We start from the raw sequence: 25,876 nt of genomic DNA on the forward strand, positions 1-25,876 counted from the left end.
GTGAGTATATGGATGAACAATGGTGGAAAAAAGCTACCGTTTATGAAATATATCCAAAAAGCTTTCATGATACGACAGGAAGTGGAACCGGAGATATTCAAGGTATCATTCAGAAATTGGATTATGTAAAAGAACTTGGGGTTGATGTGATTTGGTTAACACCTGTATATCGTTCCCCACAGAAGGATAATGGGTATGATATCAGTAATTATTATGAAATAGAACCATTCTACGGATCGATGGCTGACTTTGAGGAACTTTTAACTGAAACACATAACCGAGGGATGAAATTAATTATGGATTTGGTTATCAATCATACTTCAACAGAGCATGAGTGGTTCCAAGAGGCTATTTCCTCAAAGGATAGCCCATACCGGGATTTCTATATTTGGAAGGACCCTGCTTCAGATGGAGGTCCACCTAACAATTGGGAATCTAAGTTTGGTGGTTCTGCATGGGAGTATGATGCACAATCAAAGCAGTATTATCTGCATCTTTTTGATAAAACACAAGCAGATTTAAATTGGGAAAATCCAACGCTTCGAGAGGAAGTTTATAAGGTCATTCGCTTTTGGGCTGAGAAAGGGATTGATGGATTCCGATTAGATGTTATTAATTTAATATCCAAAAATCAGCAGTTTCCTCATGACGATGTAGGAGATGGAAGAAGGTTTTATACGGATGGACCTAGAATACATGAATACCTGAACGAAATAAATCAGACTGTATTCAAACCATATAACATGATGACTGTGGGAGAAATGTCATCTACCACTTTGGAAAACTGTATTCTTTATACACGCCCAAACCGAGATGAATTAGATATGACCTTCCAGTTTCACCACTTGAAGGTGGACTATCCTAACGGAGAAAAGTGGACAAAAGCTCCATTTGATTTTGGTAAGCTTAAGGAAATTTTGACCCATTGGCAAGTGGGAATGCATGATGGAGGAGGCTGGAATGCCTTGTTTTGGTGTAACCACGATCAACCTCGTGTAGTATCCCGTTTTGGCGATGACGAGCATTACCACGTAGAGTCGGCTAAGATGCTTGCGACAAATCTACACATGATGCAAGGGACACCTTATATATTCCAGGGAGAAGAAATTGGGATGACTAACCCAAACTTTAGCTCGATTGAAAAGTATCGGGATGTTGAGTCACTGAATGCATATACCAACCTTAAACAACAAGGAATGACTGAAAAAGAAGTACTAGATATTTTACAGCAGAAATCAAGAGATAATGCACGCACCCCGATGCAATGGTCAGCAGCAGAGAATGGCGGATTCACCAAAGGTACACCTTGGATTCCAATAGCGGATAACTATCCCGATATTAATGCTGAAACAGTAATAGCGGACCCTAAATCAACCTTCCATTATTACAAGCAGCTTATTACATTGCGTAAAAAGTATGATATCATTACCAATGGAGATTTTCAGATTCTTCAGCAGGATCATCAGCAAGTGTTTGCTTATATCCGGTCGTGGGAAGGAAAAAAGCTTGTTGTGATTAGTAATTTTTATGCTGAACCAGCTAACTTCTCAGTTAGCCTGCAGGGAAAACCAGAAATTCTTCTTTCTAATTATCCTGATTCAGCGGATAAGTTTGGTGCCATTAGGCTTCGTCCATACGAGTCTATCGTATATTATTTGGAGTAATGAGGGGATCCAATGCAAAAAAAGTATTTAACGATCTACCATGATTTAGTGAAAAACATTCAAACAAACGTTTGGCCAACAGCTTCGATGCTTCCATCTGAAAAGGAACTTACAATAACTTACGATACGTCCAGGGAGACGATTCGTAAAGCATTAAACCTACTAGCACAAAATGGATATATACAGAAGATTCGTGGTAAGGGATCTATAGTGATAGACAGGAAGAAGCTTAGCTTCCCTGTATCAGGGATTACGAGCTTTAAAGAGCTTGCTAACAATTTGCAGTTGGATACCAAGACATCTGTTGTGAACTTGGAATACATTACTGCAACAGACCAGGTACGTTCCTTATTAGAAGTAGAAGAACAAGAAGATGCTTGGAAAGTTTGTCGAGTAAGAACAATCGATGGTGTTCGTGTCATTCTTGATAAAGATTATTTTGTAGGGGAAATCGTGCCAAAGCTTCCCGCCAATATATGTGAGGAGTCCATTTACGAATATATTGAGGGAGAGATAGGGCTTACGATTGGCTTTGCACAAAAGGAAATTATAGTAGAGGAACCGACAGAGGAAGATAAAGTATTCTTGGATCTAGAAGGCTTTAGCAATGTTGTTGTGATAAAAAGTCTTATTTATTTGGAAGATGCCCGTCTGTTCCAATATACAGAGTCAAGACATCGTCCTGACCGATTTCGGTTCGTTGATTTTGCCAGAAGGATAAAGTGATACTAAAAAACAGTGGTTGTTTTCTACCACTGTTTTTTAGTACCCCAATTGTATGAAATGATAGGCCATTGAGCTCAAGCGGATATCTTTAATCACCCACTGTTTCGTTTTGTTTAGGGATTACACTGGAAACGGCATATTAACTGCCATTTACGTGGGCGAGAATTAAATGGATTGGTTTACGTATGAAGAGGGAAAACTGGATACAGAGGTGGTGAAGTAATGATTCGCTCTATTAAACGATTTAAATTTATATTCCAATTTAAGAAGTTTATTCCATTTCTCAGGGACTTTTTCCTAACCAATCAAGTTGGTAAGGGCAAGAAGTTTTTATATGCAGGAATAGCGCTTGGCTATATTTTATTTCCCTTTGATATTATTCCTGACTTTATACTTGGTCTGGGCTTCATTGATGACATCACAGTAGTGTTCTTTATCCTAGAGAGAATGGTGAAGTCAGCCCCAGCCTCATTAAGAGAGAAGTATTCATTATAGAAAGACACACCGATTTGATATCGGTGTGTCTTTCTATTTGTTTAACTTTATTTTCTTTTGAGTGGTAAGGTACTGCAGCGAAAGGAGCCTCCGGATTTGATGATTTCTGAGAAGGGAACTTCGTGCACAGTGAATCCAGCTTCTCGTAATTGTTTATTGACCTGTTTATTTTCAGGAAGACTGATAACTTGGTTTCCGCCAATCGAGAGCACATTTGGCCCCATATTAAATTGTTCTTCGTCTGACACTTCTATTAAGTGATACTTCTTTCGTAATCGTTTGCGGGAAACGGAGTCAACTGCCTTGGAATAAATTAATGCTGTATCAGGGCTAACAATATTTAGAACACAGTCGAGATGAAGAATTTCATCATCCAATGTAATTGGCATCACGTTGTAGGTCGGTAAGTGGTCTTTTAGTGTTTGAATTGCCTCATCAGAGGTGCGATTACTCCTCCCAACCCAAATATCCTGTCCATCTACCAGAACGTCTCCTCCTTCAATAGAATCGGAGAATATATCCTCATAGCTATACTGGTTTGTTTCCAGCCAATTTATTAAAACCCTTTTTTCGGGTTTGCGTAATGCTTCCTCCATTTTTGAAACATATAATGTATCACCAATGGTAAAGCCGATATCTCTTGTGAAAACCTGTTCGTTAAGATCTTGACTGGGATGGAGGCTGATTACTTCTATACCTGCTTTCTTTAGCACATTGACAAATTGCTGGTGTTGTCGTAAAGCTCTAGACTGATCAATGTTTTCTTTTAGAAAGTGGCGTTGTGTTTCATTAATAGCTTCTTTGATCTTCATGTGTTCTGGAGGTACTACTACCACCTTTTGAAGTTCATCATATTCACTATTACAGCTAATCATGTTAGTTTGCTCTTTTGTTGGTATGCTTGTCATCATCTTTCATCCCCCGTTGAAAATCCTTTTTGTATTTCTTTTCCCTCTAGGATATTTTATAAACCAGCTTAACAATCTTAGAACTTCTATAAATTCCCACTTTTCATACTGAGATAAAAAAAGGAGACTGCAATTAGGCAGTCTCCTTCCATATTAAGGTTTTCTACTTTTCTTCTCGTCTGGGATATACTTGGTGAAATATGCTGCAAATAATAGGCATATAAAAGAGAGCCCCCAGGAAACAATCCCATTCCACTGGACATCAATACGTAGTCCAATGATGAGAATAATGGCACTAATACCAAGAAAGAAAGCAGTTAGATATCGTTTCACGTATAACACCCCTAGAGTTTAGGAAAATTATTACATACTATAGGTTCATTCTAATACTTAAACTTCTTGAAGGAAAGTCCGGTGCAACCGTCCGTAAGAAGTTTACTTTATTGTCCGGCTATATCCCGTATTGTAAAGAATGCCCAAGATAGAGCCATAAATAGGAGATAATAAACGATTAACACAGTTATGGAAAAGCCGAGTGTCATGCCTTCCATGAAAGGCGTGCTCCCAGCAGTATATTGACTTAAGTCCGTGTTAGCAAATAAAATGAACTTCGCCCATGCTCGATCAGAGAAATATAACATAATCGGATTCGCTGCCATCATAAGGAATATGGCAACCCCAATGGCAAGAGCACTATTACGGAATATTGTTGAGATTGCAAACGCAAAAGTAGCCATCATAACTAAGTTTACTAGCTTAAAGCCGTATGCCGGAACAATTTCGCTTATAACGGAGACGTATGCAAGTCCATTTCCATCGTCTACCAGCATATGAGGATTGAATGACCCGAACCCATAGAAAATTAAACCAATAATGTATGAGAATATCAGCACAAACAGCAAGGTGAAAAAGGCAAACAGGATTACTGCAGCATATTTAGATAGCAATGCCTTGGTCCTTGTAATCGGACGAATTAACAATAGCTTTATTGTTCCCCAACGGAATTCATTAGCAACAATCCCAGCTGCAATTATTATGGTGAGCAAGCTAACAAGAGACAGTAGTAGTTGATTTTCTAATACAAATTGCATGGCGCCATAACCATCTGGCTGAATATCATTTTCTAGATAATAATTATTTTCCGCAATTATATTAGAATTCATATCATAAAAAATACCGTCCTCTCCTGCTTCCTCCATTTCTTTTGTAAGTTCCTGGTTTTCTTCTTCTAAGGTTTCTCTCCAGTTATCGTCACTGTATTGTTTAGAACTCAATTCATCTATATTACTCAAAAAACCTACGCCAATAATAATCCCAGCAAGGATTATGTACATTGCCCACGTGGATTTTCGTATATAGATCTTGAATAGCTCATTGTAAACAAGTTTAAAAAAATTATTCAATCGTATTCTCTCCAATCAAGTCAAAGAATTTATCCTCAAGGCTGGATTTTGACGAATTTACCTGGTATATAGCTATTTCATGTTGGACAAAACTGCGGACAATCTCAGGTATTTTTTCTTTTTCTGTTTGGAAAAGAATTGTCTCCCCCTCTGATTTAGCCTCAAGCGCATGATCTGTTTTTAATACAGCAACTGCCTGCTTCATTGGGGATACTTGCATTTGTACCTGAATTATATCCTGAGTTTCAGCTGTATTTGTATCCTGCACAGTCTGGGTAGCGATCAGTTCTCCATTTTTAATAATCCCAATCCTGTCACACATTAACTCAATTTCAGAAAGTAAATGACTGGAAATAATGACTGCAACATTTTCTTCTGCTGCTAGGCGTCTTATGTACTGGCGAATCTCTCGAATTCCTGCTGGGTCCAGCCCATTAGTAGGCTCGTCTAATATTAAAATGGAAGGGCTGTGAAGCAAGGCTTGTGCGATTCCTAAACGCTGACGCATACCAAGAGAGTATTTGCCAACTTTCTCTTTTATTGGTTTTTCAAGCCCCACCAGTTTAATTACTTCTTGTACACGTTCTTTTGAAATGCCTGGTATCATACGTGCATAGTGCATTAGGTTTTGCCAACCTGTCATAAATGGATACATTTCAGGGTTCTCTACAATAGCGCCAACTTCACGAATGGCATTCTTGAAATCATGCTTTATACTATTTCCAAGAATGAGAACATCCCCATGACTTAATTCCATTAAACCGACCATCATCCGGATGGTAGTTGTTTTTCCTGCACCGTTTGGTCCGATAAAGCCAAAAACTTCTCCTTTATAAATGGAGAAAGTTAGTCCTTTAATAATTTCTTTTTTGCCAATTGATTTTCTGACATCTTGTAACTCCATTGCTACATTTGACATCAAACGATCCCTCCTTCTGTTACATAGTAATACGAATTAGTATAATGATAGTTTCACTTATTTTGTTAAAGATAAGCGAGGCTATTGTGTTGTCATGCATAAAAAACACCTTGCCTCCCAGCAAGGTGTCTCGAAATTATTTCTTTAAATTTGGATTTTCTCTTTTCGCTTCTTTCACGCGGGGCTTTCGGTAGCCACCAGCCATATCTGCTTGCTTAAATTCTTTCGCATAACGCACTTCTTGTGCATCGGATAGCTGTTTGTCCTTTGTTGGTTGGTATTGTGAATTTCGCATTCTAGCATCCTTTCGTTAGAAGTATTGTTATCTCTAACCTTTTCCCTAGAAAACACACATATAAACATACGATCTATATATTAGAGAGCATTAGCTTATCCGAAGCATTGGTGAAAATAAACAGTACTGGAGTCCTCTTATTGGGATCTGTTTAAGCTTGTTTTAAAATGGGTTTGTCGCCCATTGTAAGGATTGTTTGATGAATATACGAGGATGTAATTTCAACTGGGACACCATGTATTCCGCTAGATCTTCTGGCTGCATATATTTTTCCTTGTTTTGTTCATCCAGTTTGTCACCAAAGGCAAGTTCTGTTGCGACCAGACTTGGGTTCAAAGTAAACACGCGAATATTATGGCGCCTTACCTCTTGCATTAAGGCTTCTGTCATCCCTTGGATAGCAAATTTAGAAGCACTATAGGAGGTAGAACCAGCTGTTGCCTTTAAGCCATTACTTGATGAAATGGTGATAATGTCTCCCTGATTTTTTTCTATCATGTCTGGTAACACCGCTCGCGTAACATGATAGGTCCCAAAGACATTGACTTCAAAAGTGTGTTTCCAGGTTTCTGGGTCCATTTCCAGGATGTTTCCGTGGGCCCCAATCCCTGCATTGTTAAGGAGTATGTCAGCTGTACCAAGTTCTCTTTGAAGCTTAGAAACAGCTAGATCCACTTCTTCCTGGTTTGAAATATCAGCAACAGCGATACTTGTTTTTACACCATGTAGTTGAGCCTTTTCTGCTACTTCTTGCAGTTTACTCTTTGTCCGTGCAATTAAACCAACATGGACTCCCTCACTTGCTAATTCGAGTGCTGTAGCCCTTCCGATACCACTGCCTGCACCTGTAATATAAGCTATTTTTCCTTTAATCACCTGTCCCACAAAAGATCATCCTTTCTTTGTTATAGGTTAAGTATACGTGCTGTTTTAGCTAGATTCAAAAATTACCGATTAGCCTCACGCGATATTTCAGAGGGTTTTGATAATTATCTTTCATAGTTCGAGTAAGGAAGATATAATAATCGTATAACAGATTGGAGGGAAAGGAATGAGAGAGGTTGTTATCGTGTCAGGGTGCCGAACTGCTGTAGGAAGAAGAAATGGCTCACTTGCCCAGGTGAGATCTGATGAATTGGCAGCAGCTGTGTTGAGTGAAGTGACTTCTAGAGCAAACCTTAGCGAGGATTTAATAGAGGATGTTATTTTAGGTTGTGTCACACAGGTAAAAGAGCAAGGAGGAAATATTGCCCGTACCGCTGCTTTAATGGCAGGATTTCCTATCCATGTACCTGGTGTTACGATTGATAGACAATGTGGCTCAAGTCAGCAGGCTGTGCACTTTGCTTCACAAGCGATTGCCTCAGGTGACATGGAAGTTGTGATTGCTGGTGGTGTAGAGAGTATGTCACGAGCGCCAATGTTTTCTAATATTGGAGAAACAAAGCCTAGTAGTAGTCTGACTGCTAACTATGACATTGTGAACCAGGGGATATCTGCAGAAAAAATCGCTGACCATTGGAACTTCACAAGAGAACAACTTGATTCCTTTTCTTTACAAAGCCATGAAAACGCTTTAAACGCAATGGAGTCAGGATATTTTAATAAGGAAATTTTACCTGTTGAAGTAGCAGGAAGTAATGGGGATATAAATAAGTTTAAAATAGATGAAGGCCCTCGAGCAGATACAACAAGAGAAGCGTTAGCTAAGCTAAAACCAGTATTCAAAGATAATGGAAAAATAACTGCCGGGAATGCTAGCCAAATGAGTGATGGGGCAAGTGCTGTCTTGTTGATGTCCGCTGATAAGGCGAAGGAACTTGAAGTCAAAGCTAAAGCACGTATTATTGCCCGCACCGTTGTAGGATCTGACCCTATCTTTATGCTGACAGGGCCTATCGCTGCTACAGATAAAGTACTAAAGCGGGCGGGTCTGACTATCGAGGACATGGATCGTTACGAAGTAAATGAAGCCTTTGCATCGGTGCCACTTGCCTGGTTGGAGGAAACGGGGGCAGACCCTGGGAAATTGAATGTGAATGGCGGGGCAATTGCGCTTGGCCACCCATTAGGAGCTACAGGAACAAAACTATTAGTCTCCTTAATGCATGAGCTGGAACGAGTGGAAGGAAGGTACGGATTGCTTGCTGTTTGTGAAGGTATGGGGATGGCGAATGCTACGATTATTGAGAGGCTATCATAAAGCATAACAGGGCTTTGAGAAAATGAACAAACTAAACTTGCTTGAAAGGTAGAATAGAACAGATACATTCATTTTAAATAACACAGCAAAGGCACTTTATTAACATGTGCATCATGTTACAAAATACGCTAAAAAATGCTAGATTTCCGTACAGCAGATCCGAAAAATAGTATACTAGGGAAGGAGGGATTTAATTTTAATAGAGGTGAATAAATGAAGTATAAAGTAATAAGTATTTTTCCTATCATGCTTTTGATGTTATTAGTCCTAGTCAGTTGTGCTGGGCAGAATATAGAGTCGGTTCAAACAGCAGAAGATCATATAGCTTATAATTCGGCTATTCAAAAAAAGCAAAATATAAAAATGGAGACAAGTATTACGGTAGCAGCAATTGGGGATATGCTGATCCATGAACCAGTATATCGGGATGCACAGACGGAAGGTGGTTATGATTTTACACCGATGCTTCACCAAGTAAAGCAATATTTACAAGCTCCTACAGTCTCAATTGCAAACCAGGAAACGATGATCGGTGGGGAAGCACTTGGCCTGTCCACATACCCGCAATTTAACAGTCCTTTTGAGGTTGGAGATGCATTAAAAGCGGTTGGCGTCGATGCTGTAACGCTTGCCAATAATCATACATTGGATCGTGGAGAAGAAGCAATTCAGCGAGCAATAGAGCATTGGGAAACGATCGATATGATGTACACGGGTGCTTATAAAGATGAAGAAGACCAAAAGCATATTCGCGTGCAGGAAACCGAAGAAGGTATTTCCCTTGCTTACCTTTCTTATACTTATGGGACAAACGGTATTCCCACACCTGTGGGCCAGGATTACCTTGTAAACAGGATAGATAGGGAGAAAATCGCGGAAGATATGGCGGTAGCAAAAGAAAAGGCAGATGCTGTTATAGTCAGTCTCCATTTTGGTACAGAGAATGAACGCATGCCAAATGAGGAGCAAAAGGAATTAGCACAGTACACTGCAGACCTTGGCGCGGATGTCATCATTGGTCACCATCCCCATGTATTACAGCCAGTAGAATGGCTAACAGGGGAAAATGGAAAGCAAACTTTGGTTGCCTATTCGCTGGGGAACTTCTTATCCTCTCAGCAGGAATATTACCAGCGAATTGGAGGAATGCTGCAGTTTTCTATAAGAAAAACCAGTCAGGGTGATGATGCTCAAGTCACAGTGGAAGAACCAGCATTCTTACCAACATTTATGAGCTATACCGATTTTAAGGATTACCAAGTATTGCCGATGTTCGATTTAACTAATAAGGAGCTTGCAGGAGCTTCGAATGCTTATGAAGCTATAAAAGCCCATCTTTCACAATGGATGCCAGAATTGCAGTTTATTGAAGAATAAAAACGAGACGCCCCCTCTGAACGTTACATTATACGCTTGAGGGGGCTTAAGTCTGCAAAAGACGAGCGGGTTTGAATGGTGATTACCCCCTGAAGCTAGATATCACTATAACTTCAGGGGCTCTACCTAACCGATCAGTTTTTACTTTGTACTTGCTCGTTTAAAAGTTTTGTTTTCTTCTCATAAGAAAAGACAAAACGTAGAATATCACGCCCAAAATTGTTAAATAGTATGTTGGGATGCTAACTTCCTTACCAAATGATGGCATGACAAAATGGATGACGACAATGAGCCCGATAAAAGCAGTGCTAATAGCCCATACCTGTAAAAATTCCACCCAACTTTTTATCTCCTTTTTGGAGAAGGTAGATTGCTTAATCCATTTTAAAATTGCCAAAATAAAAGCCCCGAGCAGTAGCAGGTCAATACCCAATATTACAAGTCCAGATCCGATGGAGAAAGTCGTTAGCGCACTACCAATATCAAAGAAATAATGGAGCGCAGTGCCTAAAATTCCATAAGAGCCAGCAAAAAAGCCGAGAAATTGCAGGATTACCATCATGATTAAGGATGCCTGATTCTTCCGATTCTCCGTTGGAATTTCTTCTACAACCTCTTTGCAATACGCCTTAGGATCATCACCAAACACTTCTTCAGCTGTTTTTCCTTCCTCTTGTGCTTGTAAGAGATGCTCAAGCATTTCCAACAAGACTTCTTCTGTTTGCTGTTCAGATTTATTGCCGTTCAAACGGATATAAAGGAGCATGTCTTCATAATACTTTAAATTATGCTCTGTTAGTCTAGTGCGTTTTTCATTGTTTAGCTCAATAATTTCAGTTGCTTCCATCTGTTTTTCCCCCTTGCTCGATAATATTGTCGACAGGTCCCTTAATTAATGTCCAATGATGGGTAAATAATTGTAATGCTTCCTGTCCTTTTTCTGTAAGTTTATAGTACTTTCGCTTGGGGCCTGACTCCGATGCCCGCATTTCGCCAATGATGAGTTTTTCTTTTTGTAAACGAAGCAGTATTGGATAGATAGAACCCTCACTTACATCAGACAAGCCAAATTGCTGGAGCTTAACGGATAGCTCATAGCCATAGGCTGGCTGTATGTTTATGATGGAAAGAATACAACCTTCCAGAATCCCTTTTAATAATTGACTGCGTAATGACAATTTACCACCTACCTTGTATAACAATATAGAGGTTAAAATAATAACTACCTTGTTTAACAAAGTAGCTTACCTTAAGTATAAAACTTTTTCTATAAATTGCAAGTCTTATTTGATATGATGATTTTATGTAGAAAATTGAAACGCAAAAGGGAGATTTAAAAATGGAGTGGAAAAACATATATCGAGGCATGATGATGGGAGCAAGTGATGTGATCCCAGGGGTAAGTGGGGGAACAATAGCAGTACTACTTGGTATTTATGACAGATTAATTGCTGCAATTAATGGTTTGATGAGTAGAGACTGGAAAAAACAACTTGGCTTTTTAATTCCGCTGGGGATAGGTGTAGCAGCTGCAATATTGCTGTTAGCAAAATTAATAGAGTGGTTGTTTGAACATTATCCTGGGCCAACACAGTTCTTTTTTCTAGGATTAATAATTGGGGTTCTGCCTTATTTGTTTCATAAGGCAGAGGCGAAACAGAAGTTTAAAGGGAGCCACATATTACTGCTGCTAGTAGGTGTGATTGTTGTTGGGTCCATGATTTTCCTTAATGCAGGAGAGGCAGCAGTCATAACTACTATGGATACAAAAACGTATATCTTGTTGTTCTTTTCTGGTTTTATCGCAAGCAGTGCAATGATTTTGCCGGGGATTAGTGGTTCCTTTATGCTCCTTATATTAGGTGTGTATCCAACAGTTATTGGAGCAATTAGCAATCTCCATTTCGATATTATCGCCGTAACAGGGGTGGGAATTGTTATTGGCCTAGTGTTTATGAGTAAAATTATTAATTACTTTCTTACTCATTTTCGGACAGGTACCTTTGCATTGATTATCGGGCTTGTGATAGGTTCGATCTTTGTAGTATTTCCAGGAGTGCCTGCCACAACGCCTTTATTCCTCCTAAGTGTCGTGACATTTGCAGCTGGTCTTTTTGCAGCTTATATACTTGGAAGAGTGGAGTACAAGGATGAAAGCACACAATAGGACAAGTATCTTAAAACACGTTATACTGAAAGTATGTATGATGAAGGAGTGAAATATAATGGAGCATCTGGCAACAGAAGAGCAATTTAATGAAATCATTCAAAGTGAAGAACCAGTCATTGTAAAGTTTTTTGCAGATTGGTGCCCAGATTGCAAACGAATGGACATGTTCATCGGAGACGTGATGGAGGAGTTCAATAATTATAAGTGGTATCAAGTTAACAGTGATGAAATAAAAGGTATTGCCCAACAATATGAAGTAATGGGTATTCCGAGTATTCTTATTTTCCAAAATGGAGAAAAAAAGGCACATCAACATAGTGCTTATACAAAATCACCAGAGTCTGTTACGGAGTTTTTGCATCAGCAATTAGGTTAGGCTAAAACGAAACGACCCGCAGTTTATACTGCTGGGTCGTTTTTTCTTCCTCAAAGAATTATTTTAAAGTAAACTGGATTGCTTTCTCACTGTGAAATAGAATTTTCCCGTTATTTGCCTGGTACTGATGATTGAATATTGGTAGATGTAATGCTTTCTCTACATCTGCTTGATAATGGGATGGAATTTCCAATTGAGTAAGTTCCTGTTCATTAACTAATGTCGTATCAGCTGGTATATTTGTACTTTCCCATTCGATTAGAAAGGGGAGTTTGGCAGCAGGATCAGGGAAGAGCATTTTCCAAGAAAGCGCCGTTCCATCTGGTCTTGTTCTGCCTGCAGCAACTGGGCCATGATAGGGGATCGCATCCTGTTTAAAATCCGCTACAAATTGTGTCATATCTTCCGTACGTAAAGCATACTGGATTGGTTTTTCCTCGTTTTCCTCCAATGCTTTAACTACCTGTTTGATAAGTGGGTTGTTAGATTGAGAGGCGAGTTGCTTATCAAATAAACCGATCCATTCGATATAGCAGTTATTAGCAAAATAGCTAAGATAATTATGTGTTCCCCACTGTTCGTGTTCTCCTCCTTTTACTACGGTTATTCCGTGTTTTGCTCCAAATTCCTCTGCGGCTTTCTTTGGATCATGGGCTGTAATAACAATATGGTCGATGGCTAACAAGGTAGTTCCTCCTTTATCCCGGTGCAACCGTCCGTAAGACTCCCTTTTAAAACATGAGGTGAAACAGTCAGTTAGTTTTTAGTGGGAGTAAACGGCCGTTAGCACCCTGATTCGTTCAACTAACAATTAGTGGGGGAAGAATGAAAACCCCCACTAATTGAAGTTTTACTTTATATGTTTCTAATTTTCATAAATCTAGTATAATAGAAAAAACTTCATTTGTAAGGGAGAGGGACTTCTTGAATAAACATCCATTGCTTATTGATTTTCCACAGGAAATAACAACAGAAAGACTCCTGATCAGAATACCTCAGCCAGGGGATGGGCAGAGCGTTTTTGAAGCAATCCAGGCAAGTAAACCTGAGCTAAAAAAATGGTTGCCGTTTGCTCAAGGGGAACAGACTTTAGAGGAAACAGAAATTAATGTTAGAGAGGCGCATATTAATTTCCTCAAACGTGAAGACATGCGGATGCACATCTTTTTAAAGGACACCAATACGTTAATTGGATCAACTGGCTACCATCGTCCGAACTGGGATATTCGGAAGTTTGAAATAGGTTATTGGTTAGACACGAGATATTGCGGCAATGGATATATGACGGAGGCGGTAAGTGCCCTTACGGATTTTGCCTTCCAGGAGCTGCAAGCTAATCGTATAGAAATACGCTGTGATGAACTAAATAAGCAGAGTAGTGCTGTTCCAGAGAGACTTCACTTTCAGTTGGAAGGAATATTAAATAGTGAGGATAAAGCGGTGGATGGCGAGGAACTACGGAATACATGTATTTACGCTAAGACAAAATAGACAGAGGATATAACAGCCCTTTTTCTAGAATCCAACTTGAAAGCTGGTGAAAGCAATGACGCAGCCTAAAATCTTAATTGTAGAAGATGAACAAAAGCTAAGCAGAGTGCTCCAGCTAGAGCTGGAGTATGAAGACTATGAAACAGGAATTGCTACGGATGGAAAGGAAGCATTAGAAAAGATTGAGGAAGAGCGATGGGACTTGGTCTTACTTGATATCATGCTGCCAAAACTGAGCGGGTTAGAAGTATTACGAAAAGTGCGGAAGTCAGGAGAGACGATGCCGATTATTCTATTAACGGCTAGAGATGAAGTACATGATAAAGTTAGCGGCCTTGATATCGGTGCAAATGACTATATTACAAAACCCTTCCAAATTGAGGAATTACTTGCTCGTATCCGTGTACATTTACGAACCACAATAAGCCAAAACAATAGCGGAGAGTTACTAAAAGTCGGTGATCTTACTGTGAATATGGGGAGTAGAGAAGTGAAACGGCAGGAAATGGGTATTGATTTAACACCCCGAGAATTTGACTTACTTGTTTGTCTTCTTAAAAATAAAAACATCGTGTTAACAAGAGAGCAACTCATCGAGCAAGTATGGGGGTTTGATTACTATGGAGATACAAATGTAGTCGATGTTTATATTCGTTACCTTAGACAAAAAATAGATAAAGGTTATGACGAGGCTTATATACAGACAGTTAGGGGCGTTGGCTATACGGTAAAGGATCTGTCCAAATGAAGCTTCGGACAAAAATTCAATTGTTTTCCAGTATTTTCATCCTTCTTCTTGTTTTACTTGTTAACACAGCGATCTATTTCCTTTTCTATAAGATTTCCACAGACAGCCAACTAGAACAATTAGCTGAACAAACCTCCACCATTATAGAGGCGGTAAACAATGATCCAGCAACTGCTACCAATGAATTTATGAAAGCATATTTACCACAAAACGGGATGATACGGGTCATTGATCAACAGGGGACGACATTTCTTACCGAGTTAAACGATACCTATGCCTTTCGTGATCCTGTTTTTACGGAGACGGAGAAACAGGAAATCATATCTCCTGAAGATGCCCCAGACGTCGCAGTGATTTCAAAGCCCATCATTTGGAGTAATGGAAGCCATGCAAATGAGGTCGTTACAATAGAGGTTTCTAGTCAGTTAACCCCTCTGGAAGAGACAATGCAAACACTATTTTTTGTTTTAATGGCAGCTTCAATTATTATGCTTATCCCTATAATTATTGCTGGTAACGTACTCAGCAGGTTTTTATTGAAACCGATCAAGGCACTTATCTATGCAATGCGCGAGAATATGCAACAAACGTCATGGAAAAAAATAAATGTGGAATCTCGTTCAAAGGATGAATTATACGAAATGGAGATGACCTTTAACGAAATGATTGATTTCCTAAAAGAATCCTATGAAAAACAAGAAGTCTTTGTCTCGGATGCCTCGCACGAATTAAAAACTCCAATTTCGATTGTGAAAAGCTATGCCCAATTATTAAAGCGGAGGGGAACCGGAGATCGGGAGCTTGTTAAGGAATCATTAGAAGCAATTGATTCTGAGGCAGATCGAATGCAAAAGCTAGTGGAGCAGATGCTTTCATTAGCTAAAAATAAGCAGGACAGGGAGAAAGAAAACGTGAATCTAACTCCGCTTGTGGAACAGACTGTCCTAACCTTTCAAAAAGCTTATGATCGAGAAATCCAATTCAAACAGGAAAGTGAAGAATGTATTGTTCAAGGACTACCTGATCAACTACAACAGGTTGTTTATATATTAATAGATAACGCTTTGAAGTATAGTCAAGGAGAGATTGAAGTGGAGTTATCAGGTAGAGATACGGTAATCGACCTTAAAGTAGAGGATTACGGAAAAGGAATAAGCCAGAAGGATCAAAGCCGGATATTTGATCGCTTTTACCGGGTAGATAAGGCGAGGAGTAGAGATACGGGTGGAACAGGTCTAGGCCTGGCAATAGCAAAATCCATCACGGAGGCTCATCATGGAGAACTCACGGTTAGTAGTAAACTAGGTAAAGGGACAAGTTTTTTACTTACCCTGCCACTTTCTAATTGAATTCTAATCTTACTCACCAATTTTTCAAAGTATGAGCTATTACACTCAAAGTAGTTGGGAGGAGAGTCCGATGAAAAAAAAGACTGTTATGATGACAGTTGGGCTTGTTGTGCTAGTGCTGATTGGATTTGGGATTTATCATTCTTTTGCCAGTTCTGCAAGCCATGACTACTCAAAGAAAGACATAAAGCAGGTGATCACGACCCAATATCCTGGAGAAGTGAGTGAACCACAGCTGAATGAAAAGGAAGGCTTTTATGAAGCTGTTGTAGATCATGAGGGAAATAAATATATAATTAAGGTTGATGCAAACACAGGCGAAGTAAAAGGACTAGAGATGACGGAAAAACGTACAGAAACCAATGCAGATGCAAATAAATATACAGATCCAGGCAAGGGATCTGATAATGCAACGACTGAAGAGCAAGACAATAGCAGTGAAAAAGGCCAAGAAGACGATGAAGAGGGAGAAACGAAGCATACTGAAGAGGACGTGACCGTCAGTTTGAGTGAAGCGAAAGAGATTGCATTAGAACGTTTCCCTGGTAGAATTGATGAAGCTGAATTAGATGAAGATGATGGCAGGTATCTTTATGAAATTAAAATTATTAATGGAAACGAAGAAGCGGAATTAGAGATCGATGCTTTTACAGGGGAGATCCTTTATCAAAATATCGAAGTCGATGATGACTAATTTGTGCAAAGCTGCTGGGTGGCAGCTTTTTTTTATGGCTTTTTAAGATCCCTCGGAGGTTCTCAGTCGGCCTTCCTTAACACGTGTGCTTTTCGCTTTTGATCGTCTAGCTACAAGCACACAGCGACTAGCGCAACTTCCCTCACCTCCGTACGATAAAGAAGACTTGCCGACTGGTTTTAACCAGAGGCCTAGTCGCACTTATACCTGGAAGGTGAAAAGAAGACTTGCCGACTGGTTTTAACCAGAGGCCTAGTCGCACTTATACCTGGAAGGTGAAAGTCATCATCGATTGTAACTTAGGTAGGTCGACTAACACCGGCCTTGTCGGCCAACGCCGACATACCCCTTTTGCAGGGGCATGATTCCTTTATCTCCTATGGGGAAGGGGAATGCTCCATTAAAACCGTCACTTTTCGTGACAACATGGAGCCACCTGGCATGGCCAGGCGCAAAAGTTCTTCGGTGGGACGAGTAACCGCAGTCCCAGGAGGATCCGGGTCATGCCGGCGTTGCCCCAGGACGGGGCATACTTAGTCGGCCTTCCTAAAAAACGTGTGCTTTGAGCTTTTGATTTTTTCTCATCAAATTCTAATGTTATCCACACTGTCTTTTCATTGGGGGCAGCTATTATATAAGTATCAACAAAAAGGAGGAATAAAGATGATGAATAAAAAATTAGGTTTGATAATTGGTTCAATGGTAGGTGCAACAGTGTTGGGACTTGGTGTTTACCATTCAAGTGCAGACGCTAAAGACACGAAGTTAAACACAGATAATATACAACAGATGGTGTCGGAACAATATCCGGGGACTATTACCGAACTCGAGCTTGATAAAGAGGGAACAAAGAAAGTGTATGAGGTCGAAGTGAGAGATGGGGACACGGAAACCGATCTTAAGCTCGATGCAGATACTGGAGAGGTATTAAAAGAAAAGTCAGAAGTGGTAGACGCAGACGATGATGATATTGATGACAATGAGAAAGAAAATACAGTCGCTAAGACAGATGACTTAATTAGCGAAAAGAAAGCTACAGACATTGCTAAAAAGGAATTTGATGGGGAAGTTCGCGAAGTAGAACTTGATGAAGATGATGGAAGAGTTGTATATGAAATAGAGTTGGTTAAAGATAAGAAGGAAGCGGATTTTGACATTGATGCTGTAACAGGCGACATTCTTGAAATGGATATCGATACAGAAGATGATGATGACTAGTATGAAAGGTGAAAAGCGGGCATATAGCCCGCCTTTTTGCTTTCTGCGTTATCATTACTTCGCTTTCACTTCAAAATTCGGGGTAGAGGTAGCTTTTACTGTCTTGTGTCGTTCAAAATAAGCACGAATAATTTCCACAGCATCCTTTTGGATTTCTCTTACTACAGGCTTTTCTTTAAACATATCATAATTACCCCCACCAGTGGCTCGATAGTTATTAAGTACAACATGATAGCTTTCGTCATAAGCTATTGGTTTGCCATGATAGGAGATGGCTTTAACTCTATTTCCTACAGGCTCATTTACTGAGATAGAGTACTGGATACCTTCCCACATATCATAGTTATAATGTTGTGGCTTAGGAGTTTCAAACGCAGGGTTAACAGCAATATCTCCATCAATTAGCGTGAAATACTCTGCACTCTTTTCTAAGGCCTTCTTTATTTCTTCTCCTGTAAGCTCGAGCACTACAAGCGTATTTGGATACATATAGTTAGATACGACATCCCGCATTGTGACAGAAGATGAAAAGCCTTTAGATGTATTATTAAGTAATGAAGTAACAGAGATATCAACACCGCTTTCCTCCATTTGTACCTTCTGTATGAATTCAATGAAGGGGTGCTTGGCAATTCGCACTTGGAATGGATCACGAATTATCATATCACCTTTAATAAAACCGATTGGTTCATCTAGCCAATTTTGAGTCGAAGCTTCCAAAGCCTCTATTGCTTGTAAAGCCTCGTTATCGGCAGGGACGGAGGTGAGATCACGAAGGTGGGCTTCTTTTTCTGTGATTATCCACTTTCCTGAGGCGTTAGACAAGGAAAGGTTTATTTCTCCATATAACGTTCCATTATTACCTGGCTGGATTACAAGCACATCATTTACTTTTCCAGTAAGCTTTCGATGCTGGTGGCCAGTCAGCAGGACATCAATTCCCTCTATGTCACACATTCTGTATCCTTGGTTTTCCCCTGTAAGGGCTTCTGTTTCATGTCCGGTCTCTAGATCACGTTCAAATCCTCCATGATAGGAAGCGATAAGAATATCTGGCTCTTCTGTTTGACGAATATAAGTTGTCCATTTTTTTAACGTTTCATAGGCATCTGCAAAATACAGACCCTCTATATGCTCCGGTGATTCCCAGTTTGGAATGTAATGAGTAGTTACTCCGGTAATAGCAACTTTAATACCGTTCGGTAATGTTTTCATAATATAAGCAGGGCCATATTTCGGCTCATTTGTGACGGTATCGACGATATTAGCTGAGAGCCAAGGGAAATGAGATTGTTCCACAGCATCAGATAATACATCACTGCCAAAATTGAACTCGTGATTTCCAATTACTGCACCATCAATCCCGATTTGGTTCATAATCGTGATCATTGGATTTTCAGTATGCCTATGCTGCTTAACATAATGGGTCATAAATGGTGTTCCCTGGATTAAATCGCCATTATCAAGCACGAGAACATAGTCTTTTTCCTTTCGTACCTGTTTAACAGCAGTGGCATACTTAGCTAGCCCGCTATCAGAGTGCTCATTTGTAGCGTATGAGAGTGGCATGGCATTTCCATGCACGTCACTTGTATATAATAGTGTGAGTGAAGCTTCTTCGTGTTTTTTCAAAGTAATGCATCCTTTCTACATAGGGTCATGGCTCCTGGTGATTAGTGTCCTGAGACATAAGGAAAGTCCCACAGGCTATACCTGCGGGACATGACATACGTATCACCCTTTATTATACGATTTTACGACGTATACGGGCAGATATAAAGTCGATGATTGTTACAACAATAATTATTGCGAGAAGAATTAGACCCATTTCATTCCAATTACGGTTATTCGCAGCGAAAATAATCATTGTACCAATACCGCCAGCACCTACGATACCGAGGATGGAAGAGGCACGGATGTCAACTTCAAAACGGTAAATCGCATAGGAAAGAAATTCCGGTATAATCTGCGGAATGACCGCATAGAAGAGTATTTGAATCTTATTCGCTCCGTTCGCTTCCATTGCTTCGACAACTTTCATATCAATCGATTCAATGACTTCTGAGTAGAGCTTACCGAGCATACCTGTTGAACCAATGGCGATAGCTAAAACCCCGGCAAATGCATTGGGTCCTACTGCTACTACAAACAGGATAGCTAGAATAATATCCGGGAAAGCACGTACTGCTGACAAGATCCATTTTCCTATCGTGGTAAGAATTCGGCTTCCTGTCATGTTTTGTGCAGCTAAGAAGCCTAATGGGATAGCAAGTATCGCGGCCATTAAAGAACCGGCAAACGCAATTAAAACAGTTTCCAGTATGCTTAAAGAAACGTCAGCTGTTGCTGACCAATCCGGACTAAATAAGTTTGGTATAACACGCGCAAAGTTGTTTGCAATACGGTCTATTGCTCTTGCCCAGTCAATGTCAATCCCAAGAAAAGTCCATACATAGATCGCAGCAAGAATGACTACTATAAGAATAGCTTTTAATTTTTTAAACAACGATTTTTCTGGCTTTGGAGGTAGTGTGTAGGATTTCATTAAATTAGTGCCTCCCTTAGCTTGTTGCTGATATATTCAATGACAATGACAACGACAAAGATTAAAACAATAATTGCCATCGCATTTTGGTAGTTGTAGAAACCGAGTTGTTGGTTTAAAACAAGTCCAATCCCTCCAGCTCCAACCAGTCCAAGAACGACAGAGGCACGTATGTTTATTTCAAAAACATAAAGCACAAATGATGTGAATTGCGGAAGCACCTGTGGAACCAGTCCAAAGAAGATAACTTGGAAGACGTTACCTCCTGAAGCCCGCATTGCTTCTAATGGATTCATATCGACAGATTCAATGGTCTCACTAATAAGCTTAGCGAGAATTCCTAATGAGAAAATGAAAAGTGCTAAAATCCCAGGTAGTACTCCAATACCAAACAATCCAACGAAAATTACTGCTAGGACGAGATCTGGTATCGTACGTAAAATATTCATCAACGTTCGTGTTGCATAATATAATGGTTTAAATGTGGTGATGTTTTGGGCAGACATAAGGGCTAAAGGAACGGTTAGAATCGCAGCGCAAGTTGTCGCGACGATTGCCATTTGGATCGTTTGTGCCATTGGCTCCAAAATAGCGGGAATGACACTTAAATTAGGTGGGAAAAATTTCCCTATAACCGTAAACATATTGCCAAGTGAGTCTCCAAAACCGCCAACCATTTCACGTTGGGTCCAAAACATACTAAAAAAGTAAAATCCCAAAATTACGATAAAAATAATGGAAACTTGTGCTTTTGTCTTAACAGGATACAATGAAGGTGTTTTACCTTTCACTACATCCTTTGATTGGTTGGTCACGATTCATCCGCCCCCCCACGCAAGTCATCCTCACGTATCGAACGGCCATAAATTTCTTCAAAAGTCTTTTCATTCACTTCAGAAACTGGTCCATCAAATACTACTTCGCCTGCACGCATTCCAATAATGCGGTCTGCATATTCCATTGCCATATCGATGAAATGAAGGTTTACGATGGTAGTGATGTTATCCTCTTTGTTAATCTTTTTTAAATAGGACATTACCTGATGTGATGTTGGTGGATCCAAAGAAGCCACAGGCTCATCTGCTAGTATATAGCCTGGTTTTTGTGTGAGTACACGCGCTATACTGACACGCTGTTGTTGCCCGCCACTTAGTTCGTCAGCGCGATTGTAAATTTTCTCTGAAATATTCACCCGCTGCAGACTCTCGTAGGCGAGTCCAACATCTTCTTTTTTATAAAGGTTTAAAATTGAACGCAATGTTCCTGTGTGTCCAAGACGTCCCGCGAGTACGTTCTTAAGCACATTGCTACGCTTTACCAAATTATAATTCTGAAAGATCATACCTACTTTTGTACGCAGTTTACGCAATTCTCCACTTCGATATGAAAGAATATCTTCATTATCAACTAATAGCGAGCCTTTAGTTGGGGTGACCAGACGATTAATACTACGGATAAAGGTTGACTTACCAGCACCTGATAAGCCTACTATAACGACAAATTCTCCATCATTGATGGTTACATTTACATTTTTTAGTCCTTCTGTACCGTTAGGGTAAACAAGACCGACATCCTTAAATTGAATCATTATATGTACTTCCTCCATTACAGCCTTAGTTTTGTCTGAAACTAGGAAAAAAGGGAGAGATTAAGCTCCCCCTTTTCCAATTCAGTTATGTTTATTAACTTTTAAAGCTCGATATTGTCTTTGAATTCCTGATATGTTTCTTTAACTACTTCATATTCTTCGTCTGAAGCTTCGTCAATTGCATCCCAATTGTAGACATCGTTCATAATTTTAATCATTTCTTCATCATCGTTAAATGACATGAAAGCATCCTTGATTTTTTGAACAAGTTCATCGTCTAAATTTTTCGTTACGGAAATTGTATCGTTTGGAATTTCATCTGTGTAACCAAGAACAGTTAACTCATCCATCACATCAGGATATTCTTCTTCAAGCTCTGTACGCACATCATCAAATGTTGTCGCTACATCTGCCTCGCCATTATATACAGCAAGGGCTGAGTTATCATGGCCACCAGATTGTACAGTACCGCTGAAGAATCCACTTTCAAGTTCTGGAGCTGATGCGTAGTCAAATTCTTTCATTAATTGGCTTGCCGGGAACAAGTAGCCAGATGTAGAACTCTTATCACCGTATGCCCAAACTTTTCCTTCAAGATCAGCAAGTGACTCTATACCAGAATCAGATCTTACAAGATATTGTGCTTTATATGTACCAGAACCGTATCTAATAGATTTTAAGATTACTTCAACATCATATTGCTCATTTGCAAGAACATATCCAAAAGCAGGGATAAAACCGATTTGTACTTGGTTTGCACCCATTGCTTCAACTAGTGCATTGTAGTTCGTCATTACTTGTCCTTTTACTTCAATTCCCAATTCTTCACCTAGACGGTCTGCTAGAGGTTCTACAGTATCAGCAATTGTGTCAGAATCCTGTGAAGGAACAAATCCCATTACAAGTGTATCTGGGGTATCCCCACTGCTCTCGTTGCTGTCTTCGCTACTCTCGCTACTGTTATCACCTTCCGCATTGCTTGAGTCTGAATCATCAGAGCTTCCGCATGCTGCTAAGAATAGTGCAAGCGCCAGCACAAGTAATAGACTATAAAGTTTTTTCATCTTGACCCTCCTGTTATTTCTTAATATATCTTACTATTATATTAAATACCAAATAGGTCGAAAATGCTAGACTATTTTTATAATTTTACGTAATTTTTACAAAGTAATTGTAGAATAGTAATAGATAATAAAATACTAGGTTTCTATATTGCGACAAGGTGAGGTTTCTTTTGACCTGAAGAAGGAAATAAATACAATAACGTACAAGAGGAGTTGATCGTCATGCCGAGATTCAGTAAGGCATTGTTACTATATAACGGAAATGCGGGCAAAGGAGATATAGAACAAAAGCTGAGAGATACACTTCCCATTCTCTCGCGAGGTATTAAAGAGCTCATCGTCTTGCAAACAGCCTCTATAGAAGAAGTTACTGAAACATGCAAAACATACTCAGATCAAGTTGATTTACTCATTATTTTAGGAGGGGATGGTACGTTACATTGCTGTATTAATGCCCTTGCCCCACTGCCTAATAGCCCAATCGTTGCTGTGTTGCCTGGTGGAACATCTAATGACTTTAGTAGAATGCTTCAATTACCGCAAAATTTAGCAAGTGCCGCGGAAGCCATAGTAGATGGAACTGTCGTAGATGTGGATGTAGCCCAATCAGATGATACATATTTCTTAAACTTTTGGGGAATTGGGATGGTTGCAGAGACGTCCAAAAATATTGATGAACAACAGAAAAAGTCACTAGGGGTTCTCAGTTATTTTATGAGTACCCTTAAAACAGTTAGTAAATCGGAACAGTTTACGTACAAGATTAAAGCGGAAGGGGAAGTTTATGAAGGAGAGGCAGTCGGGATTCTCGTACTCAACGGCACTTTTATAGGAACGCGCCAACTTCCCATTTTAACGATTGATCCAACTGATGGCCTGTTGGATGTACTTATTATTAAAAACTCCAGCCTTGCGTTCTTTAGGGAGCTTCTTTCTATGAACAACGCCGAATTAAATAAGGAAGCACTACAAGAATTAACACATTTCCAGGCAAATGAAATAAAGGTTAGCACAGGATCCGCAAAAGAGATAGATATGGACGGGGAAATCTTTACGAAAACGCCGGCTACCATCTGTGTTCTCCCTAAGCATATCCAGATGATTCAGGCCAAGGAGTAAATACTATTTAAAAATCTTTCTATTCAGCCGATCAATATAATAAGAAAATGATAATGGGTAAATTAGAAAGTGGGAATTATGGGTGCATACATCACAACAATTAGATGAAAAGAAACAAGACCCTTCCTTAAAGCTCTTTGTCGTATTGGCAAAGTCTTATCGGTCAGTAATGGAGCAGGTAGAGAAAGATATTCAGTCAAGGGGTTTAAATCTAACTGATTTTGCTGTGCTAGAGCTTTTATACCATAAAGGAGAGCAGCCTCTCCAAAAAATTGGTGAAAAAATTCTTTTAACAAGTGGAAGCATTACGTATGTTGTAAACAAATTAGAAAGGAAGGGATATTTAAAACGCAAACCTAATACTGCTGACAGACGGGTAACGTTTGCTGTCATTGAGGAAAAGGGTACGGAATTATTAAGTAGAATCTTCCCAGGCCATTGGGACAAAATTAAACAACTTATGTCTGTCTTAGATGAAGACGAAAAAGTATTCGCGATTAACATTTTAAAAAAGCTCGGGAAAAATGAGATGGAATAGATTATTAGCTGAAGCAAAACATCCAATATATGTTTTGCTTTTTTTTATTTAGGATACATACCATTATATGACTTTATCCCGGGGCAACCGTCCGTAAGACTCCGACTTCAAAACATGAAGTGAAACCAAAAAGTTTTTAGTGGGAGTAAACAGACGCTAACACCCCGATTCGTTCAACTAACAATCAGTGGGGAAGAACGAGCCCCCCACTGATTGTAGTTTCACTTTATACAAGGAGGCATTATAAATGCGTGTATTAGTTATCGGAGCAAATGGTGATGTAGGGAAAAATATCGTAAAAAATATAAAGAATACAAAAGAACTAGAGCCAGTCGCTATGATACGAAAAGAAGAACAGATCGATTACTTTAAAGATTTAGGCGTGGAAACAGTTTTAGCTGATCTGGAAAGTGATTTTGAAAAAGCCTATCACAAAATAGATGCAGTCGTCTTTGCTGCTGGTTCCGGGCCAAATACAGGTCCTGATAAAACAATAATCATTGATCAGGAAGGAGCAATAGAAGCTGCAGATCTTGCGATGAAGAATGGTGTAGAGCGCTTTGTGCTTCTAAGCTCCATGGGAGCTGATCAGCCAAAAGGAGCTTCCGAGGGGAAATTTTATCTGTATGCGAAGCACCGTGCAGATGAATATCTGAAGACCACAAATCTTAATTATACGATTGTTAGGCCAGGTGCTTTAACAGACGACCCTGGAGAAGGGAAAGTGAACCTTCAGGAAAGTGGAACAGAATTTGGTAAAGTTCCGCGAGAAGATGTTGCAGCCGTAATTGTACACCTTTTAACTAAAAAGAAAGCAAATGGAAAAGTATATGAAGTTGTTAGTGGCAACACGGAAGTAGCCAACGTATTATAATAAGCCGATTGTAATCAAAACCCGCCACTTTAAAATTGAGTGGTGGGTTTTTCATCCTAAAAACAGCCTAGAACCTCTGTATCCTTTTGTCCTCTTCACTTAATGTTACATT

At 39.6% G+C, this 25,876-nt stretch carries 29 protein-coding genes; 15 read left to right on the top strand and 14 right to left on the bottom strand.

What is annotated here, in order from left to right; translation table 11 throughout:
- The first annotated feature begins 8 nt into the window (after positions 1-8).
- The 3 genes from treC to ACTWPF_RS18255 all read left to right on the top strand — a co-directional run bounded on the left by treC (position 9) and on the right by ACTWPF_RS18255 (position 2,885).
- Positions 9-1,664 (top strand): alpha,alpha-phosphotrehalase, encoded by a 1,656-nt coding sequence (treC, locus tag ACTWPF_RS18245; protein WP_443150032.1) that lies wholly within the window; start codon positions 9-11, stop codon positions 1,662-1,664.
- Positions 1,665-1,676: 12 nt separating this feature from the next.
- The gene (gene treR, locus ACTWPF_RS18250; protein ID WP_238019556.1) at positions 1,677-2,390 is read left to right on the top strand and encodes a trehalose operon repressor; all 714 of its coding nucleotides are present in this window, start codon (positions 1,677-1,679) and stop codon (positions 2,388-2,390) included.
- A 222-nt stretch (positions 2,391-2,612) separates the two neighbouring features.
- Positions 2,613-2,885 (top strand): YkvA family protein, encoded by a 273-nt coding sequence (locus ACTWPF_RS18255; protein ID WP_106895692.1) that lies wholly within the window; start codon positions 2,613-2,615, stop codon positions 2,883-2,885.
- A gap of 47 nt (positions 2,886-2,932) precedes the next feature.
- Here the strand turns inward: ACTWPF_RS18255 and ACTWPF_RS18260 are convergent, their stop codons facing one another.
- The 6 genes from ACTWPF_RS18260 to ACTWPF_RS18285 form a co-directional block, all read right to left on the bottom strand.
- Positions 2,933-3,796 (bottom strand): dimethylarginine dimethylaminohydrolase family protein, encoded by an 864-nt coding sequence (locus ACTWPF_RS18260; protein ID WP_443150033.1) that lies wholly within the window; start codon positions 3,794-3,796, stop codon positions 2,933-2,935.
- 150 nt (positions 3,797-3,946) lie between these two features.
- Positions 3,947-4,126 carry a hypothetical protein gene (locus ACTWPF_RS18265; RefSeq protein WP_106895694.1) on the bottom strand — a complete coding sequence of 60 codons (180 nt, stop codon included), beginning with the start codon at positions 4,124-4,126 and terminating at the stop codon, positions 3,947-3,949.
- Between the two features lie 107 nt (positions 4,127-4,233).
- Complete coding sequence (locus ACTWPF_RS18270) at positions 4,234-5,196, bottom strand: ABC transporter permease (protein WP_161464436.1); 963 nt, start codon at positions 5,194-5,196, stop codon at positions 4,234-4,236.
- Positions 5,189-6,115 (bottom strand): ABC transporter ATP-binding protein, encoded by a 927-nt coding sequence (locus ACTWPF_RS18275; protein ID WP_443150034.1) that lies wholly within the window; start codon positions 6,113-6,115, stop codon positions 5,189-5,191. Before ACTWPF_RS18275 ends, ACTWPF_RS18270 begins: the two co-directional genes overlap by 8 nt.
- A gap of 136 nt (positions 6,116-6,251) precedes the next feature.
- A complete protein-coding gene (locus ACTWPF_RS18280) occupies positions 6,252-6,410 on the bottom strand; it encodes a YfhE family protein (RefSeq protein ID WP_081779442.1) in 159 nt (52 codons plus the stop codon).
- Between the two features lie 162 nt (positions 6,411-6,572).
- The gene (locus ACTWPF_RS18285; protein WP_443150035.1) at positions 6,573-7,295 is read right to left on the bottom strand and encodes a 3-ketoacyl-ACP reductase; all 723 of its coding nucleotides are present in this window, start codon (positions 7,293-7,295) and stop codon (positions 6,573-6,575) included.
- 166 nt (positions 7,296-7,461) lie between these two features.
- Here ACTWPF_RS18285 and ACTWPF_RS18290 point away from each other — a divergent pair, with 166 nt between their 5' ends.
- Together ACTWPF_RS18290 and ACTWPF_RS18295 are read left to right on the top strand one after the other, a co-directional pair.
- A complete protein-coding gene (locus ACTWPF_RS18290) occupies positions 7,462-8,613 on the top strand; it encodes a thiolase family protein (protein ID WP_443150036.1) in 1,152 nt (383 codons plus the stop codon).
- A 213-nt stretch (positions 8,614-8,826) separates the two neighbouring features.
- The gene (locus ACTWPF_RS18295) at positions 8,827-9,990 is read left to right on the top strand and encodes a CapA family protein (RefSeq protein WP_238019564.1); all 1,164 of its coding nucleotides are present in this window, start codon (positions 8,827-8,829) and stop codon (positions 9,988-9,990) included.
- Between the two features lie 160 nt (positions 9,991-10,150).
- Here the strand turns inward: ACTWPF_RS18295 and ACTWPF_RS18300 are convergent, their stop codons facing one another.
- Together ACTWPF_RS18300 and ACTWPF_RS18305 are read right to left on the bottom strand one after the other, a co-directional pair.
- Entirely contained in the window at positions 10,151-10,837 is a 687-nt protein-coding gene (locus ACTWPF_RS18300) for a DUF1129 family protein (protein ID WP_443150037.1), read from the bottom strand.
- On the bottom strand, positions 10,824-11,168 hold the full coding sequence (locus ACTWPF_RS18305) for a PadR family transcriptional regulator (protein WP_036577140.1): 345 nt from the start codon (positions 11,166-11,168) through the stop codon (positions 10,824-10,826). The genes ACTWPF_RS18300 and ACTWPF_RS18305 overlap by 14 nt, the downstream gene beginning before the upstream one ends.
- A gap of 161 nt (positions 11,169-11,329) precedes the next feature.
- On the opposite strand from ACTWPF_RS18305, the gene ACTWPF_RS18310 reads away from it, so the two are divergent.
- The gene (locus ACTWPF_RS18310; protein ID WP_443150038.1) at positions 11,330-12,157 is read left to right on the top strand and encodes a DUF368 domain-containing protein; all 828 of its coding nucleotides are present in this window, start codon (positions 11,330-11,332) and stop codon (positions 12,155-12,157) included.
- A 58-nt stretch (positions 12,158-12,215) separates the two neighbouring features.
- A complete protein-coding gene (locus ACTWPF_RS18315; protein ID WP_036577142.1) occupies positions 12,216-12,536 on the top strand; it encodes a thioredoxin family protein in 321 nt (106 codons plus the stop codon).
- 58 nt (positions 12,537-12,594) lie between these two features.
- Here ACTWPF_RS18315 and ACTWPF_RS18320 read toward each other — a convergent pair whose 3' ends face one another.
- A complete protein-coding gene (locus ACTWPF_RS18320) occupies positions 12,595-13,221 on the bottom strand; it encodes a VOC family protein (protein WP_443150039.1) in 627 nt (208 codons plus the stop codon).
- A gap of 239 nt (positions 13,222-13,460) precedes the next feature.
- Between ACTWPF_RS18320 and ACTWPF_RS18325 the strand changes: the two genes are divergently transcribed.
- From ACTWPF_RS18325 to ACTWPF_RS18345, 5 genes are all read left to right on the top strand, one after another.
- Complete coding sequence (locus ACTWPF_RS18325) at positions 13,461-14,027, top strand: GNAT family N-acetyltransferase (RefSeq protein ID WP_161464503.1); 567 nt, start codon at positions 13,461-13,463, stop codon at positions 14,025-14,027.
- A 55-nt stretch (positions 14,028-14,082) separates the two neighbouring features.
- Positions 14,083-14,775, top strand: a complete 693-nt coding sequence (locus tag ACTWPF_RS18330; protein ID WP_106895705.1) for a response regulator transcription factor — start codon at positions 14,083-14,085, stop codon at positions 14,773-14,775.
- Entirely contained in the window at positions 14,772-16,124 is a 1,353-nt protein-coding gene (locus ACTWPF_RS18335; RefSeq protein ID WP_443150040.1) for an ATP-binding protein, read from the top strand. Before ACTWPF_RS18330 ends, ACTWPF_RS18335 begins: the two co-directional genes overlap by 4 nt.
- Positions 16,125-16,194: 70 nt before the next feature.
- The gene (locus ACTWPF_RS18340) at positions 16,195-16,818 is read left to right on the top strand and encodes a PepSY domain-containing protein (protein WP_443150041.1); all 624 of its coding nucleotides are present in this window, start codon (positions 16,195-16,197) and stop codon (positions 16,816-16,818) included.
- Between the two features lie 663 nt (positions 16,819-17,481).
- Positions 17,482-18,036, top strand: a complete 555-nt coding sequence (locus tag ACTWPF_RS18345; protein WP_159033189.1) for a PepSY domain-containing protein — start codon at positions 17,482-17,484, stop codon at positions 18,034-18,036.
- A gap of 54 nt (positions 18,037-18,090) precedes the next feature.
- Here the strand turns inward: ACTWPF_RS18345 and ACTWPF_RS18350 are convergent, their stop codons facing one another.
- From ACTWPF_RS18350 to ACTWPF_RS18370, 5 genes are all read right to left on the bottom strand, one after another.
- Positions 18,091-19,668 carry a bifunctional metallophosphatase/5'-nucleotidase gene (locus tag ACTWPF_RS18350; protein WP_443150042.1) on the bottom strand — a complete coding sequence of 526 codons (1,578 nt, stop codon included), beginning with the start codon at positions 19,666-19,668 and terminating at the stop codon, positions 18,091-18,093.
- 112 nt (positions 19,669-19,780) lie between these two features.
- Positions 19,781-20,581: a phosphonate ABC transporter, permease protein PhnE gene (phnE, locus tag ACTWPF_RS18355; protein WP_161464725.1), complete on the bottom strand. Its 801-nt coding sequence runs from the start codon at positions 20,579-20,581 to the stop codon at positions 19,781-19,783.
- Positions 20,581-21,396, bottom strand: coding sequence for a phosphonate ABC transporter, permease protein PhnE (phnE, locus tag ACTWPF_RS18360; protein ID WP_106895711.1), 816 nt, complete (start codon positions 21,394-21,396; stop codon positions 20,581-20,583). The genes phnE (ACTWPF_RS18355) and phnE (ACTWPF_RS18360) overlap by 1 nt, the downstream gene beginning before the upstream one ends.
- On the bottom strand, positions 21,393-22,169 hold the full coding sequence (phnC, locus tag ACTWPF_RS18365) for a phosphonate ABC transporter ATP-binding protein (protein WP_106895712.1): 777 nt from the start codon (positions 22,167-22,169) through the stop codon (positions 21,393-21,395). The genes phnE (ACTWPF_RS18360) and phnC overlap by 4 nt, the downstream gene beginning before the upstream one ends.
- Positions 22,170-22,270: 101 nt before the next feature.
- Complete coding sequence (locus ACTWPF_RS18370) at positions 22,271-23,233, bottom strand: phosphate/phosphite/phosphonate ABC transporter substrate-binding protein (protein ID WP_443150043.1); 963 nt, start codon at positions 23,231-23,233, stop codon at positions 22,271-22,273.
- Positions 23,234-23,455: 222 nt separating this feature from the next.
- Here ACTWPF_RS18370 and ACTWPF_RS18375 point away from each other — a divergent pair, with 222 nt between their 5' ends.
- The 3 genes from ACTWPF_RS18375 to ACTWPF_RS18385 all read left to right on the top strand — a co-directional run bounded on the left by ACTWPF_RS18375 (position 23,456) and on the right by ACTWPF_RS18385 (position 25,764).
- Positions 23,456-24,352, top strand: a complete 897-nt coding sequence (locus ACTWPF_RS18375) for a YegS/Rv2252/BmrU family lipid kinase (RefSeq protein ID WP_443150044.1) — start codon at positions 23,456-23,458, stop codon at positions 24,350-24,352.
- An 82-nt stretch (positions 24,353-24,434) separates the two neighbouring features.
- Positions 24,435-24,890, top strand: coding sequence for a MarR family winged helix-turn-helix transcriptional regulator (locus ACTWPF_RS18380; protein ID WP_443150045.1), 456 nt, complete (start codon positions 24,435-24,437; stop codon positions 24,888-24,890).
- Between the two features lie 247 nt (positions 24,891-25,137).
- On the top strand, positions 25,138-25,764 hold the full coding sequence (locus ACTWPF_RS18385) for an SDR family oxidoreductase (RefSeq protein ID WP_443150046.1): 627 nt from the start codon (positions 25,138-25,140) through the stop codon (positions 25,762-25,764).
- The last annotated feature ends 112 nt before the right edge of the window (positions 25,765-25,876 follow it).

Source organism: Oceanobacillus sp. M65 (genome assembly GCF_052246275.1).
Lineage (GTDB): Bacteria > Bacillota > Bacilli > Bacillales > Amphibacillaceae > Oceanobacillus_B > Oceanobacillus_B jordanicus.

Excerpts from the sequence above, each read along its gene's own strand:
- treC (WP_443150032.1), top strand. The coding sequence starts at position 9 with ATGGATGAACAATGGTGGAAAAAAGCTACCGTTTATGAAATATATCCA.
- treR (WP_238019556.1), top strand. The coding sequence starts at position 1,677 with ATGCAAAAAAAGTATTTAACGATCTACCATGATTTAGTGAAAAACATT.
- ACTWPF_RS18255 (WP_106895692.1), top strand. The coding sequence starts at position 2,613 with ATGATTCGCTCTATTAAACGATTTAAATTTATATTCCAATTTAAGAAG.
- ACTWPF_RS18260 (WP_443150033.1), bottom strand. The coding sequence starts at position 3,796 with ATGATGACAAGCATACCAACAAAAGAGCAAACTAACATGATTAGCTGT.
- ACTWPF_RS18275 (WP_443150034.1), bottom strand. The coding sequence starts at position 6,115 with ATGTCAAATGTAGCAATGGAGTTACAAGATGTCAGAAAATCAATTGGC.
- ACTWPF_RS18280 (WP_081779442.1), bottom strand. The coding sequence starts at position 6,410 with ATGCGAAATTCACAATACCAACCAACAAAGGACAAACAGCTATCCGAT.
- ACTWPF_RS18290 (WP_443150036.1), top strand. The coding sequence starts at position 7,462 with ATGAGAGAGGTTGTTATCGTGTCAGGGTGCCGAACTGCTGTAGGAAGA.
- ACTWPF_RS18295 (WP_238019564.1), top strand. The coding sequence starts at position 8,827 with ATGAAGTATAAAGTAATAAGTATTTTTCCTATCATGCTTTTGATGTTA.
- ACTWPF_RS18300 (WP_443150037.1), bottom strand. The coding sequence starts at position 10,837 with ATGGAAGCAACTGAAATTATTGAGCTAAACAATGAAAAACGCACTAGA.
- ACTWPF_RS18310 (WP_443150038.1), top strand. The coding sequence starts at position 11,330 with ATGGAGTGGAAAAACATATATCGAGGCATGATGATGGGAGCAAGTGAT.
- ACTWPF_RS18315 (WP_036577142.1), top strand. The coding sequence starts at position 12,216 with ATGGAGCATCTGGCAACAGAAGAGCAATTTAATGAAATCATTCAAAGT.
- ACTWPF_RS18330 (WP_106895705.1), top strand. The coding sequence starts at position 14,083 with ATGACGCAGCCTAAAATCTTAATTGTAGAAGATGAACAAAAGCTAAGC.
- ACTWPF_RS18335 (WP_443150040.1), top strand. The coding sequence starts at position 14,772 with ATGAAGCTTCGGACAAAAATTCAATTGTTTTCCAGTATTTTCATCCTT.
- ACTWPF_RS18340 (WP_443150041.1), top strand. The coding sequence starts at position 16,195 with ATGAAAAAAAAGACTGTTATGATGACAGTTGGGCTTGTTGTGCTAGTG.
- ACTWPF_RS18345 (WP_159033189.1), top strand. The coding sequence starts at position 17,482 with ATGATGAATAAAAAATTAGGTTTGATAATTGGTTCAATGGTAGGTGCA.
- phnE (WP_161464725.1), bottom strand. The coding sequence starts at position 20,581 with ATGAAATCCTACACACTACCTCCAAAGCCAGAAAAATCGTTGTTTAAA.
- phnC (WP_106895712.1), bottom strand. The coding sequence starts at position 22,169 with ATGATTCAATTTAAGGATGTCGGTCTTGTTTACCCTAACGGTACAGAA.
- ACTWPF_RS18370 (WP_443150043.1), bottom strand. The coding sequence starts at position 23,233 with ATGAAAAAACTTTATAGTCTATTACTTGTGCTGGCGCTTGCACTATTC.
- ACTWPF_RS18375 (WP_443150044.1), top strand. The coding sequence starts at position 23,456 with ATGCCGAGATTCAGTAAGGCATTGTTACTATATAACGGAAATGCGGGC.
- ACTWPF_RS18385 (WP_443150046.1), top strand. The coding sequence starts at position 25,138 with ATGCGTGTATTAGTTATCGGAGCAAATGGTGATGTAGGGAAAAATATC.